Annotated in this window: 16 protein-coding genes, 2 riboswitches and 1 other annotated feature (1 of these 19 only partly in view); of the genes, 9 read left to right on the plus strand and 7 right to left on the minus strand. The window is 37.8% G+C overall.

The genetic code is table 11. The features are described from left to right. The first annotated feature begins 75 nt into the window (after window positions 1–75). On the plus strand, window positions 76–858 hold the full coding sequence (locus tag ACOZ9X_RS07640; protein ID WP_423417655.1) for a class I SAM-dependent methyltransferase: 783 nt from the start codon (window positions 76–78) through the stop codon (window positions 856–858). Window positions 859–895: 37 nt separating this feature from the next. On the opposite strand, the gene ACOZ9X_RS07645 is transcribed toward ACOZ9X_RS07640, so the two are convergent. Genes ACOZ9X_RS07645 through ACOZ9X_RS07655 form a run of 3 tightly spaced genes read right to left on the minus strand, consistent with a single transcriptional unit; the run spans window position 896 to window position 2187 of the window. After that, a complete protein-coding gene (locus ACOZ9X_RS07645; protein WP_423417656.1) occupies window positions 896–1450 on the minus strand; it encodes an NUDIX hydrolase in 555 nt (184 codons plus the stop codon). A 4-nt stretch (window positions 1451–1454) separates the two neighbouring features. Further along, window positions 1455–1631: a hypothetical protein gene (locus ACOZ9X_RS07650; RefSeq protein ID WP_423417657.1), complete on the minus strand. Its 177-nt coding sequence runs from the start codon at window positions 1629–1631 to the stop codon at window positions 1455–1457. Window positions 1632–1638: 7 nt separating this feature from the next. Next, a complete protein-coding gene (locus tag ACOZ9X_RS07655; protein WP_423417658.1) occupies window positions 1639–2187 on the minus strand; it encodes a GNAT family N-acetyltransferase in 549 nt (182 codons plus the stop codon). Window positions 2188–2273: 86 nt separating this feature from the next. Between ACOZ9X_RS07655 and ACOZ9X_RS07660 the strand changes: the two genes are divergently transcribed. Then, window positions 2274–3662: a bifunctional metallophosphatase/5'-nucleotidase gene (locus ACOZ9X_RS07660; protein WP_423417659.1), complete on the plus strand. Its 1389-nt coding sequence runs from the start codon at window positions 2274–2276 to the stop codon at window positions 3660–3662. 152 nt (window positions 3663–3814) lie between these two features. After that, window positions 3815–4333 carry a hypothetical protein gene (locus ACOZ9X_RS07665; protein ID WP_423417660.1) on the plus strand — a complete coding sequence of 173 codons (519 nt, stop codon included), beginning with the start codon at window positions 3815–3817 and terminating at the stop codon, window positions 4331–4333. Between the two features lie 298 nt (window positions 4334–4631). On the opposite strand, the gene ACOZ9X_RS07670 is transcribed toward ACOZ9X_RS07665, so the two are convergent. The 3 genes from ACOZ9X_RS07670 to ACOZ9X_RS07680 are packed head-to-tail and all read right to left on the minus strand — an operon-like array spanning window position 4632 to window position 8329. Then, window positions 4632–5711 (minus strand): Ger(x)C family spore germination protein, encoded by a 1080-nt coding sequence (locus ACOZ9X_RS07670; RefSeq protein ID WP_423417661.1) that lies wholly within the window; start codon window positions 5709–5711, stop codon window positions 4632–4634. Continuing rightward, window positions 5704–6798 carry a GerAB/ArcD/ProY family transporter gene (locus tag ACOZ9X_RS07675; RefSeq protein ID WP_423417662.1) on the minus strand — a complete coding sequence of 365 codons (1095 nt, stop codon included), beginning with the start codon at window positions 6796–6798 and terminating at the stop codon, window positions 5704–5706. Before ACOZ9X_RS07675 ends, ACOZ9X_RS07670 begins: the two co-directional genes overlap by 8 nt. 16 nt (window positions 6799–6814) lie before the next feature. Next, entirely contained in the window at window positions 6815–8329 is a 1515-nt protein-coding gene (locus tag ACOZ9X_RS07680; RefSeq protein WP_423417663.1) for a spore germination protein, read from the minus strand. 159 nt (window positions 8330–8488) lie between these two features. After that, window positions 8489–8606, plus strand: a riboswitch (SAM riboswitch). Window positions 8607–8724: 118 nt separating this feature from the next. Here ACOZ9X_RS07680 and ACOZ9X_RS07685 point away from each other — a divergent pair. The 4 genes from ACOZ9X_RS07685 to ACOZ9X_RS07700 all read left to right on the plus strand — a co-directional run bounded on the left by ACOZ9X_RS07685 (window position 8725) and on the right by ACOZ9X_RS07700 (window position 13364). Further along, the gene (locus ACOZ9X_RS07685) at window positions 8725–9531 is read left to right on the plus strand and encodes an alpha/beta hydrolase (RefSeq protein ID WP_423417664.1); all 807 of its coding nucleotides are present in this window, start codon (window positions 8725–8727) and stop codon (window positions 9529–9531) included. Window positions 9532–9578: 47 nt separating this feature from the next. Beyond that, window positions 9579–9695: riboswitch (SAM riboswitch) on the plus strand. A 128-nt stretch (window positions 9696–9823) separates the two neighbouring features. After that, window positions 9824–10645, plus strand: a complete 822-nt coding sequence (locus ACOZ9X_RS07690) for a MetQ/NlpA family ABC transporter substrate-binding protein (RefSeq protein ID WP_423417665.1) — start codon at window positions 9824–9826, stop codon at window positions 10643–10645. 315 nt (window positions 10646–10960) lie between these two features. Continuing rightward, on the plus strand, window positions 10961–11617 hold the full coding sequence (gene modB / locus ACOZ9X_RS07695) for a molybdate ABC transporter permease subunit (RefSeq protein WP_423417666.1): 657 nt from the start codon (window positions 10961–10963) through the stop codon (window positions 11615–11617). A 364-nt stretch (window positions 11618–11981) separates the two neighbouring features. Continuing rightward, complete coding sequence (locus ACOZ9X_RS07700; protein ID WP_423417667.1) at window positions 11982–13364, plus strand: amino acid permease; 1383 nt, start codon at window positions 11982–11984, stop codon at window positions 13362–13364. A gap of 206 nt (window positions 13365–13570) precedes the next feature. Here the strand turns inward: ACOZ9X_RS07700 and ACOZ9X_RS07705 are convergent, their stop codons facing one another. Further along, on the minus strand, window positions 13571–14137 hold the full coding sequence (locus tag ACOZ9X_RS07705; protein WP_423417668.1) for a hypothetical protein: 567 nt from the start codon (window positions 14135–14137) through the stop codon (window positions 13571–13573). A gap of 119 nt (window positions 14138–14256) precedes the next feature. Between ACOZ9X_RS07705 and ACOZ9X_RS07710 the strand changes: the two genes are divergently transcribed. Together ACOZ9X_RS07710 and ACOZ9X_RS07715 are read left to right on the plus strand one after the other, a co-directional pair. Beyond that, a complete protein-coding gene (locus ACOZ9X_RS07710; RefSeq protein ID WP_423417669.1) occupies window positions 14257–15345 on the plus strand; it encodes a DUF3626 domain-containing protein in 1089 nt (362 codons plus the stop codon). 96 nt (window positions 15346–15441) lie between these two features. Beyond that, window positions 15442–15954 carry a MarR family transcriptional regulator gene (locus tag ACOZ9X_RS07715; RefSeq protein WP_423418244.1) on the plus strand — a complete coding sequence of 171 codons (513 nt, stop codon included), beginning with the start codon at window positions 15442–15444 and terminating at the stop codon, window positions 15952–15954. Window positions 15955–15963: 9 nt separating this feature from the next. Continuing rightward, window positions 15964–16012: a binding site (T-box leader), on the plus strand (it continues 175 nt past the right edge of the window).

Here is a 16012-nt window from a genome sequence, read left to right on the forward strand (position 1 = left end):
TTTGTCTATTATGAAGGGTTTAACTACCTTTTTATGGATTGTGTACAAGACTATTAATGACTAGGAGTTTTAGAGATGAATACGGTTAAGCACAATAGTAAGGCTTGGGACAAAAAGGTTGAAGATGGTGTGAGCTATACGAAGGTTGTATCGAATGATGAAATTGAAAAAAGTAAATCAGGAGATTGGCGTATTACCGTTACAACAGAAAAACCAGTTCCTAGAGGTTGGTTTCCAGAGTTTTTAAACGGGGTGAAGATTCTTTGTCTTGCTTCTGGAGGAGGACAACAAGGTCCTGTGTTAGCAGCTGCTGGCGCAGATGTTACTGTCATCGATATATCAAAGAAACAGTTAGAAAATGACCAATTGGTAGCAGAAGCAAACAATTTGAGTTTAAGAGTTATACAAGGAGATATGTGTGATCTCTCTATGTTGGATGATGGGGAGTTCGACTTGATCGTTCATCCTGTGGCGAATGTGTTTGTGGAGGATATTTCTCTCGTATGGAAAGAGGCATCACGTGTTTTAAAAGACAGAGGCGTCCTCATCTCTGGTTTTACCAATCCATTGTTGTTTATTTTTGATGATGAAGAAGATCGAAAGGGAAATTTAGTGGTAAGTAACAGCATTCCTTATTCCACTCTCGATTCTATGACTGAAGAAGAGAAGTCTGCGTTCCTTAAGACTGATGAAACGATAGAATTCGGACATACGTTAGAGGATCAAATACAAGGGCAGATTGATGCAGGTTTCGTGATTACAGGATTATATGAAGATGATTTTGGTGGAAGAAGACCGATCGATTCCTATATTAAAAGTTTTGTAGCAACACGCGCAGTTAAAATGAAACTGAACTAAAGAGAGGAGAACTAGCTTAGAGTTATACTCAACTAAGCTAGTTCTCTTTATTTTGGGATAGATAATGCTTTGCTAAAAAGTAAGCACTTACGGTAAACAATTGTGTAATTTTTTTATCTTCTATGAGTTCTTCCATAGCATCAAAAGAGAAAATCTTAACCGTTATATCTTCGTTATCATCTAAGTTTTGAGACGATGTTTCGAATGCATCTAAGAATAAAAACGTTATAACCCTGTTGGTTTGGGTAGCAGGGTTTACCATGAATTCTCCAAGTAAGATCGGTTTTTTAAGAGAAGAGTAGCCTGTTTCCTCTAGAACCTCTCTTATGATTCCCTCCTCATAGGATTCACCTTGTTCAACTTTTCCAGCCGGAACTTCTAAAAAGAAGTCGTTGCCAGGATGACGGTATTGTTCAACAAGTAAAATCTGTTTATCTTTAGTTAAGACGATTGCATTCACCCAGTCAGGATATTCATGAACATAATAGTCAATGGTTTCCTCTTTATTTTGCAGCTTGAAGCTGTCTTTTCTTAAATGACCGAAGGGAGTTTTGTAGATGTATTCTGATGATATGGTGCTCCGTCTTGCCAAAGGTTCATTCCTCCTCTTGCTTTACTGATTGTTTGCGTAACAGCTCTAACTCTCTTTTTATTGTAGAAAGCTCATTTTTTATATGTGTGAGATTTTTAGAGTCATTAATTCCAGTTCTCACCGCTAGATATATTACGAAGAATAAGATGAGATAACCTGATAGTGCTAATAAAATTTCCATGCGTTTATTATCCTCCTAATGTGAACAATTTCCACTCTTCTCGAAGAATTCCCATCCTGATGGAATCATAAAACTCTCCGTTATAATAGCGACATTTTCTCATTCTGCCTTCCATTTTCATGCCAAGTTTTTCACCAACTTTAATCATCCGTTTATTTCCTGACCATGTGGTATACCCAACACGCACGAGTGGAAGGGTGTTGAACAAGTGATTGATCCAAAGAATAAAAGCTCTTGTTCCGTATCCACCACTCCAAAACTTGGGATTGTAGATTCCAATACCCATCTCTAACCAGCGAGAGGGCTCGTGCTCCCAATAATAGCTCACGGTTCCAACCAACTCACCAGCAACTTCTATTGCCCACCGTTGATCTTGATTCACATAGTGATCTTTGTTCCACATAAATTCATCAAATGGAATTTGTTTGTGATTAAAATATGGAGCATCCCATTGTTTCCATTCTGGTTCCTTCTCTTTATAAATGAGTTCCCAAAGCCTGGGGAGGTCTCCTTCTATGATGGGTCTAATACATAATTCGTTATCGAGATATGACATTCCAACCTCCGTATTTTTTCAACATTTACTTTTGTTTTATGATACCATTATTTGTAAAGGGAATCTTATGAAATTTTGGGGGATTTATGAAGATAAAAATCATACATACGAACGATCTTCACAGTCATTTTGATAACTTTGCGAAAGCAGTAACCTTAATTAATCAGCATAAAGACGAAAACACTTTACTGGTGGATGCAGGTGATTTTGCAGATTTTAAAAGCATCGAACTACAGGGAACAAGAGGAATGGCCGCGGTTGAACTCCTAGATACAGTTGGTTACGATGCCTTAACGATCGGCAACAACGAGATGTTTAATGGGGCAGATACGTTGGAACATATGGCTACAAAAAGTACAGTTCCTTTTATCAGCAACAACCTTTTCAAGAAAGATAAGAAGACGATTCCTGGCGTTCATTCGAGTGTGCTCCTCACTAAAAATGGACTTCGTATTTTTGTAACTGGCGCTTCACCTGACTTAGGAGCTTTTAATGAAGGGTTAGGATTTCATAGTGAGAACTACATTATCGCTATAGCTGAAGAACTGGAGCGTAACCGTGGGAAATACGATCTGTGCATTCTTCTGAACCATGTTGGAACGCTAGCGGATACCGAATTAGCTAAAGAGATATCTGGCATTGACGTGATCGTTTCTTCGCATGATCATGTTCTATATAATGAAGCACAAGTAGTTAATAATACATTCATCGTAAGTGCAGGGAACTTTGGCGAACATATTGGTGTATTAGAACTTGAAATAAACGGGACACACAAAACACTTTTACAATCTGCGGTCTATTGTACAAGAGATTCGAAACCAGACGAAGAGATCTTATCCATTCTTAAACGAAGTAAAGAATCTGCCATTGAGATTTTAGGGAAACCTTTGTATAGAATTGATGAACCGTTATGGCACGATGTAATTGGTGAAAATCCGATCACAAACCTTATCGCAGATGGTTTAAAAGATTTGCTCAATACCGATATAGGCTTGATAAACAGTGGGATTGTTAACGCTGGTATCTTTTCTTATCTTTCTCATAAAAAGTTGATAGAGATCTGTCCATCTCCCTTGAATCCAACCTCTTTCGAGATTCAAGGTAAATATATTATGGAAGCCGTTCAACAATCCCTTGATGTCCAACATTGTTTACAAGATGGAAGAGGGCCAGGATTCAGAGGGAAGTATGTAGGGAGACTGCACATTTCAGGCGCAGAAGTTGTTTTTGATGGATTAAAAGTGGTTGAAATGAGGATAGGCGGTGAACCAATTGTTGAAGAAAGATGGTACTCTGTTGCTTCATCAGATTATCTTCACCGAGGGTCAGGCTATCCTTCACTTGCTAACAACCGAAACGAGTATTACCGACCAGAAGAGATCAAAGAAATAATCAAGATTTATGGAGACAAAAAAGAGTTTGTAAGAAGAGCTTTTGATTCTAGATTTACTGAACTAGAGAAAATTAAGGGGTGAACATCGTGGAATGGTTAACTTTTTTTATGGCTGCGACAGCCTTCATTTTTGTGTTCCAAGAAATAGAAAAGCGAAAGAAAATTGAAAAACGACTTCAGCAGTTAGAGGAACAAAAGAAATAAGTTCAATCTTGGACTAGGAGGGTTGGTATCATGGAGAATTGTGTGTATTTTAAAGATACATTTTTCTCATCAGGCAAAACTGACATATTCAATAGTGAGCAACAGAAACGGGGAGTTCTAGATCTAAAAAGTGCATTTTCATCTGGAGTGAGTATTGAGGATGAATCAGGAAGAGTAATCGTTGAAGGTAGCTTTCCTTTTTTATCAGGAAAGTGGGTCGTTAAACAACCTGATGGCAAGGAGTTCGGCGTGGTGAAATCCTCATTCGCGTTTTTTTCTAAAAAATATCGTTATATGACGAATGAACAAAATTATGAAATTGAAGCTCCTGCTTTTTCAAAAGAGTATATCATTTTAGATGAAAATAAGGCGGAAGTGGCGACATTTAAAAAAGTGAATGGATTTTTCCAAGCTTCTGCTTATGAGTTAAAACATAACTCGAATCATTTATTAACTGAAGAGCTGATTGCTGTTGTAATGGGTGTAAATGCGATCGAAAAACGTAACTCATCATCGGCAGGTGCTGGTGCGGGAAGCTCTGGCAGCTGAAATTAATCATAAAAGAAGCTTTTACTCAATGGGAGGAGAATGTTGAGAGAAAGCTTCTTTTTTATTTATGTGATGTCCATTTCAGATGGAAAATGCATTTGAATGTGCGCGCGAAACATACAGGAGAAGATGTAAAAACATATATCCACGGTAATTCCAAATAATTTCACGGTAAATGCTTATATATTCACGTATAAGCTCGAAAATTTCACGGATAAAATTATTTAACCAATTTTCGACAAAACTACATTCAGTGCCTAACACTAAACTACCGCCATATATGTCTCTAGAAACCACGCTACTCCGTAATCCCTGCTTGCGTAATCTCCACATTCACTTTAACGTTGATTGGAATATCTGGATACTGATCGTCCCAGCGTTTATAATCAAAACCTCGTGTTCTGCTTCTAGCCAGATCGCCTAATCCAATCGTATCTACCTTTGCTTTTTGTAACTTCTTGACGATCTTATTGGTTCGTTTATTCATTGCTTTTTCTGTAGCACGCTCAAGTTGTTCGATAAGAGATGGATCACTGACGGGAATTTTGGGTGCTTCACTTACGCGTCCTCTAACATTAACAAAAATGTCTACTGATGGCGATTGTTTTACGTCTTTAAATCGATATTCTACTTTAGACTTCAGGTTTTGAATCGTGAAGAATTGATCTTTTTTAAATTTCACTTCATAGATGCCTTTTTCAAAGGGTTCCATGAGAAGTTTTAAAAGAAAGGAATCTTCGAGCTTCAATTGTCCAACCATTTTATCGTCTTTTAAGAGAGCTGTTCCTACTACTCTAATTCGATCACCTTGCTTCTCTAAGAGTGGCAAGTTTGGATCCATTCCTTTTCCGTAATATCTATACAAAAAATCATGTATGTTTGACTTTGGTATGTTTGCGTTCATATTTTGATTTAAAAGCTGAAGCAGATATTTAGATGGCGTTTCACTAAGAGGATACTGTTGCTTTAATAATGTTTTTGTACTTCCATTAACGATTGCCATATAAAGATCGCGACCTAAGGAAGGGTCACGCTGAAGTGTGTCTACTAGATCATAAATTCCTTTTTCAGCTAACCGATCATTATAAAGAGCAATTTCTAACCTTCCGATTTCAAAAGGTTTGGGTGATTCTGCTTGTTCTAATGCTCTTGCCATCTTGCTCGTATTCGTAGTGGCCGTGAATACTTGTGAAATCGGAGGGACATCTTCACCTCGCTGTGGAATGGCTACCATCCCGTTCAACTCTACTTGGTTGTTCGACTTATAATCATAACCAACTGCAGAAACGAGCTGAATGTCTTCGAGAATCTTTTTGCTCGGAAAACAGCCTGTTAACAGGAATAAAGTGAAAACGATAAGAAGATGTTTTTTAACCATTTTTTGTTTTCCTTCCTTTTCCTAAAATTGGTTGGATAACAAATAGAAATGGAATATAGGCATATAGAATATAAAAACCAATCTGAGAAACTATCGTATTTAGTATATCTACTTGTTGCCGATCAATGATTAAAATGCTACATATAAAAATACCGAGAATCATGATACGAAGTGCGCTCTTTTGCTTGATTTTATACAACCGATGAATACCACGGCTGACTGACCATAAGCCGATACAGATGTTAGGCAGAATAACAAAAAGCCAGAGCGCGATACCCGCATATTCAAATCGCTGTGCAAAAGGGAGGTCAACAATTTTCCATAGTGTTAATGTCGCCCAAATTGTATGTTGAAGTTGCTCTTGATTGTAATAAACAAAAGATACAAACACCGTGATAAGGTAAGTAAACATCGTAAATAAATTTCCAAAATGAGCCCACTTCTGTGATTTTTCTGGTTGTTTTAAAAAGGGCATGTATAGCAAAATGAGTTCAAATCCTAAATAATCAAGGGTAACTCCTCTTGTTGCAGCCATCAGTTCGCTAAAGGAATGATCTAAAATGGGTAAAAGATTAGTATAATGCGCGTTTTTTAACGCGTAATATTTTAGTAAAAATAAAGGAAGAGAGATAAAAAAGCCTAAAACGGAAAGACCTGCAACAACACGGATTCCTCCTATTACGTAGGAATATGCCAAGCCCAGCAGAATAATGGAAATTATCGGTGTACCTAGTTCAGGAAACACCCAGATTTGAATCACTTCAATATACGTCCTAAGTACAGTTAGAATCGTTGAACTAAAATAAATCAAGAGAAGAAAGCTTAATGCACCGCCGATCCATCTACCGAATAAGTTTCTATGTACGCCAATGATATCAGCGTTCTCTTTTGTAAGGAGACGATAGATCATCCAGATCAATACATTAAATGAAAGACCTCCAATGATTACGGAAATCCATGCATCATGTCCTGCTGATTTAGCGATATAACGCTCGAACCCCAGAATACCTACTCCAATCTGCATTGTTGTGACCATATAAAAAGCCATGTAAGGTGATATCTGTTTGTTTACACTGATCTGAGACATACATACCCCTCATTTTTTAGTCCTCTATGTCATGCTTTGCTGTTGCTCGTTTTTTATTCATTCTTGCCTTATCTTGTGGTCTTAATAATGACGGACGGCTATTTTGCATACTGAACGGCATTCGTATTAGTGCATCTTTTAAGTCATTTGCACGAAGTGGGTATAAGGGAGCAATGTAAGGTCTTCCAAGAGAAGTAAGTTTCAACAGATGAGAAACGATAAAAGCAAAACAAATACCGACACCGAGTACTCCTAAAAACTGGGCAAACAATAAAAATGGGAAGCGAAGTAAACGAATCGTGTTACCCATCTGATAGACAGGTGTTGTAAAAGAAGCGAGTGCAGCTAAAGCAACTATAATTAAAAGAACGTTGCTCGTTAACCCTGCTTGTACTGCTGCCGTTCCGATTACGATACCTCCAACGATACCGATCGTTTGACCGACCTTAGATGGTAGTCTCGCACCAGCTTCACGAAGTAACTCAATCGAAAGTTCTAGTACGATAGCTTCTAATATAGGTGGGAACGGAATATCGTTACGTGAAGCCACAAGTGTAGCTAGAAGGTTTTCCGGGATCATCTCATAATGAAACGTTAATACAGCTACATAAAGCGGCGTAGATAACACGGAGAACATAACCGCCATCAATCGGATCAATCGAAAAGCAGAAGCGAGCGTCCAATTTAGAAAGTAATCTTCAAAAGCCGAAAAGAATTCTACGATCGTAGTTGGGCCAGTCAATGCATGTGGTGATCCGTCAGCCATTATGGCCACTTTTCCTTCAGATAAAACACTAGCTACTCGATCTGGTCGTTCTGTATCGATAAGCTGTGGAAAAGGTGAGTTCTCGTTGTCTGAAATCATTTGATTGATATAAGAACTATCAACGACATGGTCGTATTCGATATCGTTAACACGCTGAATAGCAGTATTCACATTTTCTTCATCAGCAATTCCGTCGATGTAGATAATTGCAACTCTCGTTTTTGAAAGTTTTCCAACACGCACTTCTTTTACTGTAAATTCAGGAATAGGAAGTCGTTTACGAATCAAGTTTAAATTGGTGTCCAAAGATTCAACGAATGCTTCCTTTGGACCAACAACGCTAAATTCGGTTTCAGGGATGGAGATCTGTCTGTTTTCAGTCGATAAACTAGGAACGAGCAAACTTTCCGGGTCGTCTTTGTTCATTTGAATCAGAATGAAGCCTTCTGTTACTTTGTTCGCGATATCTTGAACATCATCCGTTTTGACCATTCCATCTAACGGTAGATGCTTCTGGATATCGTCTAAGTTTTTAAGCGGGATTTCTGTTATATACGGTAATAAATCACGATGAACAAATTCGGGATTTACAAGAGTTTTATAATAAGAGATGTAGAAAGTGCTAAGAGATGATTGCTTCACAGTTGAGAAATCAGCTGAAGCCGTCAGTTTTTTCATGAGTTCTGGAAATGTCAATGTACCTTTTGTAGAAATGGAATTAGCTTCTTGTTGTTGTTTTTTCTTTTTCTTCTTAAAAAATATCATTGAAATCACCCGTTCGTTATTACGTCGTGAACTACTATATTTGTTTAGCATTTCCTAGGTACATAAATATATTCTGTAAGGTGGAATGTGCGGTTATGGTATATAACATTGACAACCATTGGCAAGTAGCCTATGATTATCATTAAATTAATATTCAAACTCTTATTAAGAGCAGGCGGAGGGAATTAGCCCTATGAAGCCCGGCAACCATCGGAAGAACTTTGTTTTGACCGAAACGGTGCTAAATCTAACAGCAGTTACTGCTGAGAGATGAGAGAACGAACGGATCTTATGTATGAAGCCGTGTTCTCTAAATGAACACGGTTTTTGTTTTTATTAATCGGGTTTATGGATTGGGTTTAAACGTATTCTTAGAGAGAAAAGGAGTGGGTGATGTGGTGACATCGGATTGTATATGGTGGAAGGGAAGAAAACTGGCTCACACCTTACATATACCTCATCGGAATGGAGAAGGTGAAAAGAAGTTTCCGTTGATCATAATTTGTCACGGTTTTACAAGTACGCGAATTGGAGTTGATCGTTTATTTGTTAAAACGGCTCAAGCACTCGTTAAACTTGGGTTTGCTGTATTGCGATTTGATTATTCTGGGTGTGGTGAGAGTGAAGGGGAATATGGAGATAATGAATTTGCTTGTTTTATTGATCAGACGAAGGAAGCGATTTCCTTTGGAAGCAAACTGACAAATATTGATAAGCATGCCATAACACTAATCGGCCATAGTTTAGGTGGGGCTGTTGCGGTTTGCACGGCAGCGGATGATGAAAGAATTAGTAATGTGATCACTTGGTCCGCTGTAGGGAATCCTTTTGCTGATATCAAAGAAATCGTTGGTTACAACGGTGAGCATCCTGTAATTGACCATTTAGGATATGCCATAACGGAGGAATTTTTACTTTCGCTTCAAGCTTATTCACCTTTAGAAGCTATCAAAAAGTTTAGGGGAAGAGCATTATTTATCCATGGAACGGGTGACCCAGTTATTTCTTCAGATTACTGTTCTGACTATTATAAAGAATCAAAGAAGATTACGGGCGTTACAACATCTATGGAGTTAATAGAAGGCGCAAATCATACGTATTCTTCAATCAAGCATTTTGATCAGCTCATAAGTTCTACTTCTGAATGGTTGTTGAAGAATGTTAACGTATCTGTTCAGAATACTTTGAAAAAAAGTGTTTGACATTCTGTTGAATACCTGTAATAATACAAAGTAATTTGATAGGAATACTCTTATTGAGAGCAGGTGGAGGGAATTAGCCCTATGAAGCCCGGCAACCATTCATGTTGAACAGCCAACATGAAAACGGTGCTAAATCTAACAGTGGTCACACTGAGAGATGAGAGGATAATCGGAAATGTTTTTTCGAGAAGCCTTCTGTCTCTTTTAAGAGAATAGGAGGCTTTTTTGTATCACCTCTTACAAGAGCTTTTATCAAAGAATATAAAGAAACTAATGGATAGGGGATCAGAACATGAAAAGAATCATCCAAGTATTACTCGCAAGTTTGGCAGTATTCGTATTAGCAGCTTGTGGCTCATCTACAAGTGGTGGAGAAAAAACAGAAAAGCTTGTTGTTGGAGCATCAAACGTACCGCATGCTGAAATATTAGAAGAAGCGAAGCCGCTTTTAGAGGAAAAGGGCATAGAATTAGAAATTGTAAAATTCCAAGACTATATCTTACCGAACAAGTCACTTTATGAAAAAGAAATAGATGCAAACTATTTTCAGCACATTCCATATCTGAATCAACAAGTGAAAGATAACCCGAAATATAAGTTTGAAAATGCTGGAGCTGTTCACTTAGAGCCAATGGGTGTTTATTCAAAAAGACACAAATCTTTAAAAGACATTCCAAATGGTGGGAAAGTAATCTTGAGCAACTCAATTGCTGAACACGGTCGAATCCTTTCAATCTTTGAGGCAGAAGGACTAATCAAACTAAAAGAAGGAAAAGGGTATGAAGCTCAAATAAGCGATATTGTAGAAAACCCGAAAAATCTAGAGTTTGTAGCAGACATCGATCCTGGTCTTTTAACTAAGGCGTATGAGAACGATGAAGGCGATGCGATCGTCATTAACACTAACTATGCGATCGATGCAGATTTAAACCCAAAGAAAGATTCTATCGCCTTGGAAGGATCTGATTCACCATTTGCAAATATAATTACGGTTCGTGAAGGCGACAAAGATAAGAAATCGATTAAAACGTTATTAGAAGTACTTCATTCAAAAGAAATTACCGATTTTATCGATAAAGAGTATAAAGGTTCTGTGTTAGCTGTTAAAGAGTAAATAAATGAGCTGTCTTGATGGGGTAAAGTACTCATCTTGGCAGCTTTTCTTATGAGTTGAAGTGTTTGGTTGGGAGTATTGGAAGTTTCAATTTACGGAATTAAGTCTTAAAAAGAAAAATTAAGTCTAAATTTGAAAAATTAAGTCGTGCTAAGCTTCTATTAAGTCATTCTAGGGGAAAATTAAGTCTAAATTCAAAAATAAAGGCCGTTCGACAAAACTGACATCATATCATACCCAACTAAGCGCGGTATGATATGATGAAGACGGAAAAATAAAGCTTATAAATATGGTGTTAAGCGGGTGGAGAAGGAAATGGCAATTGATTTTTGGTCACCTGTCAAATTATCACTCGGCATAGCGGTGACAGCTTCTTTGATCGTGATTCTTGCAGGTATTTTCTTTGGGAGGATCATGGCTCATAAAAAGTTTAAGGGCAAGACCTTCGTTGAAACAATTTTCTTACTTCCGCTCGTACTACCCCCAACGGTTGTAGGTTTTTTGTTAATCGTTTTGTTCGGTCGAAATGGTCCAGGGGGACAGCTAGTAGAATGGCTCTTCAACCAACCGATAATGTTTACATGGTGGGCAGCCGTTATTGCGTCTGCGGTTGTGGCATTTCCACTCATGTATCAATCCGCAAAAGCGGGGTTCGAATCGATTGACGCAGACATCGAGAACGCAGCGCGAGTTGATGGGGCAAACGAGTGGGATGTTTTGCGGAAAATTTCAGTTCCACTATCTGTTAGGGCCATCACATCTGGTGCTATTCTAAGTTTTGCTCGAGCATTAGGTGAGTTTGGTGCAACACTGATGTTCGCCGGAAACATACCTGGAAAAACACAGACAATATCCACTGCTATATATATTGCAATAGAATCAGGACATATGGATCTTGCATGGATGTGGGTAGGAAGTGTTATCGGTATTTCATTTTTAATGCTGATTGCTGTTAGTCGAATAAGGACTTAATATGAGAAGAGAACCCACACCTGGGTTCTTTCTTACTTTTATATAGTAAAAACCGCGTGAGCAGTAAATCACTCACACGGTTTTTTTCATTAAAATGGTTTTTCATTAAAAATAGCTGACTCCTTGTTGATATTCTTGTGCTTTAATTCTTCTTGATGTTGATTAACTGAGTTGTCACATGAAATACATTTTAGCGAGTTAAAGGGATGATTATCAACGCAAGAAATTGGCAATGAATGAAGGTACAAAGTTCAATAGTTTATTATTAGAAATATTTGAAAATTTTAATATTTACATAAATATAAAATGCTTGTAAAATTACAAAAGCATTATTCGGTTTTTATCGACACTTATTGGAGGCCTTATGAACTTATTTAGAAAAAAATTATTAACTACTAATCAAAGCAGTGAGCAATCTTTAAATCGTGTTCTTGGTGCAGTCGACCTAACGATGTTAGGAGTAGGGGCAATAATTGGAACGGGGGTCTTTGTGCTGACTGGGGTAGCAGCTGCAAAATATGCGGGTCCAGCTCTTATCCTATCTTTTATCATTGCAGGACTTGCCTGTGTATTTGCGGCACTTTGTTATTCCGAATTCGCATCTATGATTCCACAATCGGGGAGTGCCTACACCTACAGTTATGTAGCATTCGGGGAAATTTTTGCTTGGATTCTAGGCTGGGACCTCGTACTGGAATATGGGCTCGCTTCATCAGCTGTAGCGAGTGGTTGGTCAGGATATTTTCAAAGCCTTTTAACCGGCTTTGGTATACATCTTCCAACAGCTATTACAAGTGCTTTTGACCCTTCAAAAGGAACTTATATTGATTTGCCTGCAGTTATGATCATTCTGCTCGTCACACTTCTTCTATCAAGAGGTGTAAAAGAATCAGCAAAATTTAATTCCATTATGGTTATCGTGAAAGTTGCTGTAATTCTCTTATTCATCGCTGTGGGCGTTTGGTATGTAGAACCTGCAAACTGGGAGCCGTTTGTTCCATTTGGATTCTCGGGTGTAGTGACAGGGGCTGCAGTAGTTGTTTTTGCATATTTTGGTTTTGATGCAGTATCCACAGCTGCAGAGGAAGTGAAGAATCCTCAACGAAATTTACCGATTGGTATCATCTCTGCATTGGCAATCTGTACAGTCATCTATATCGTTGTTTCACTCATTCTTACTGGGATTGTTCCTTATAACATGCTTAATGTAAAAGATCCTGTAGCTTTTGCTCTGCAATTTATCGGTCAAGATTGGGCAGCAGGTTTTATCTCATTGGGTGCAATCGTAGGGATTACAACGGTGTTAATTGTTATGATGTTCGGTCAGACTAGATTGTTTTATGCAATGAGCCGTGATGGGCTTCTTCCAAGTAAACTGTCCGCGGTACATCCAAAAACGAAAGTACCTCTCCCTAGTACATGGACAACTGGATTGCTTGTGGCCTTATTTGCTGGATTCGTTCCATTAGACAAACTTGCAGAACTTACGAGTATTGGTACTTTGTTTGCTTTTGCAACAGTATCTTTAGGTGTTGCCGTTCTTAGAAAAACTCGGCCTGACATCGAACGAGGCTTTAAGACTCCTTGGGTTCCATTGATTCCAGCCTTAGCGATTATTTTCTGTGTTTATCTCATGCTGCAGCTTTCAGCATTTACATGGAAAGGTTTTGTGGTTTGGCTAGTGATCGGACTTGTTCTTTATTTTAGTTATGGTTATCGTAACAGTCGTTTAAATACAGTGAAATAGAACGAAATTGATAGTGAGAAAAGCCGCCTTTTTTATATGTAGCTTTTTCACTTTACTTTTACTTCAGAAAGAACGTTGTTTCTTGGTTTATGGATTATTAAAATTTTCAGATGAAAAAAAGCAGAAAAGCCCCATCTTCAATAGAAAGCAAATTGATTATGTATGAAGAAAACACAGCGTCTCTATCAAGAGAGCTGTGTTTTTTCTTAATCGCCTTTTTCAATAGTTACCGCGAACTTACTATGAGTTAGATAAGTTAATCGTATGGCTTTTTCTTTAAAGTAACCTTTGTAATGTTTAGCCGTAATATTTAAATGAGATACTTTAACTTTCTTATGATGAATCGTTATAGAAGAAACATAATTGTCACCATTCTTAGAACCGTCATACGTTAAGGATGACGCAATGCCTTCTACCACGTTGAAGTTACCAGCTTCATAGTCGTCAATGTCTTCGTATAACTGAAAAGTAGTGTGTGTAAAGACAATGGATGCTGCAATTGAGCCCAAGATTACAAGCGGAATAAGAATACGTTCTAATATATTATTCATTCTTGAATAACTCGCGACTATGCCCATCAAAAGTGATAGCAGTGACATGGATAAAAACAGGAAAAGCTCTGACAAAACAAGGTGATCTTGAAACATTGTCGAAGATAAAAATAAACTAAAAGCAGAGAATAGCAAAATGACTACGAGTAAGATGAGAGGAAATGTACCCGGAGTTTTAAAGCTCCTTGACCCTGTGATTCTTTTCTTTTTTTTAAGACTCATGATCATCCTCTCCTTTATAAAATGTATTCAATAAAGCTAAGCCACTATTCATGAGAGTGAAATTCCAACTCAATAGTGCTTGAATAAAAGTATTTGCCGGTGGACAAGGAGAGTAATGTATGAAATTAACTCAAGCCCAACAACTTGCCATACATAATGTTGAGCGTTATGCAGCACAACAAAAAGATGATGCTCAAGCCACAATTCAACACTTATTAAGAATGTCCAACATAACAGATGATGTTTTTCATAAGGCCATCCGTAAACTTAAAGAGCACGCTCGCATCGCCCTTCACTTTCACCCAGATCGACCAAGCTCAACTATGGAAAGTATCGCAGAAGCCTTATATCAAGAAGGAATCTATAAAAGTCAGTTTGAAACGCTGCTCTCAAACGGTAGTGTTTCTGCGTATCCCGGAGGATTGCGCGATCAGTGGGAAGAACAATTATTTGGGGGAGCTTACCAGATAAAAGGTACGACTCTTAAGGAACGAGCAAAATATGGTGCGTTAAACATCATGTATCATTCAGATGGACCAGCGCCCCGTTTTGGTTCATGTTACTTCTTACTCAAACCTGAAGTTTCGAGACGAGCTACCTATACATACCTGGACTCTCATCAAAATCCAAAAGAAAAGGGAACTTATGAAGAGTTCGATATGATAATTGCTGGATTGTTTGAAGAAATCTTTACGAGAGATTATGCGTTAGGAGAACCTAATCTTAAGGTGAGTTCTTTGATCCAACATCTTTTTCATAATATAGAAATGCCTTTTCAAGATCCCGCTAATAAACAAGTCTATCGAAACTTAAATCATTATATTGAAGCACAAGTTCACGGTAATCTTTCGCTAAAAGAAGATGTGGAAATCCTAGTTGCAGACCCTTCATTTATTGGAACAAAGGTCGGAGGTACGCTAACAAACCTTTGTACAAAATATGGTATTCAGCTTTATTATCATTCTGGTTTTCAATTGTCTGTAGATCAAGTTCCTTCAGATTTTAGAGGGTTAGAAATGCCGTCATTAGCAAAACGAATCGCTAAAAATCAAGTGATTGATACACATCTTATAGGTGAAGCTGTAAGGGATTTAACGAAAAATCCAGCGACTTGGACTGACAGAGGAACACGAAGTGAAGTCTTACAAGAGTTGAAGCTTCTTTGGCACGTGTTAGTGAAGTATGGAAAACCATTTGTAAAAAAATAATGGTTATTCAATCAACAAGACCTTGCATTATGCATGTTAATCTGTTAATATCGTTTCAATGCTAACGATTATGAAAATTGATAAGGAGTGGATCATATCTATTCTTTTGATGAGTACGGTGAGTTATTGCCGGAAGAGAAGGACACCATCAATCAATTGACGAAAGCACCGATTGAATCACTCAATCTACATTCTATTACGGTAGTCACAAACCTGTATAGAGCAGCCCAAGGACTACGCAATAAAATGGAACGTGAAGTACTAGCCAAGCATGGGTTGTCTTGGACGTCTTTTTCTATTCTTTATGATTTGTGGATATGGGAATCTGTTGAAACAAAAAAATTAGCACTTTCTGCAGGGGTTTCAAAAGCGACCATAAGTAATATCACGAATACATTAGAAAGAAAAGAGTTGTGTTATCGTAAGGTGGACAATCGAGATCGACGCATCACATGTGTTGTTTTGACTGATAAAGGCAGAAAAGTGATGGAAGAACTATATCCAAGGTTTCATGAAGGTGAAGTTGAAGTCGTTTCTTCCTTGTCTGTTGATGAGCAGAAATTAATATCAAGTTTGCTGAGAAGAGTTATACGAGAGAACGATTTTTAATTTCATATAAAAAATGCGATGACAGGAAACGAAGTAGCAATGATCTCCCTGTTTCTAG

The sequence above is a fragment of the Fictibacillus nanhaiensis genome, assembly GCF_049537595.1.
Classification (GTDB): domain Bacteria; phylum Bacillota; class Bacilli; order Bacillales; family Fictibacillaceae; genus Fictibacillus; species Fictibacillus nanhaiensis_F.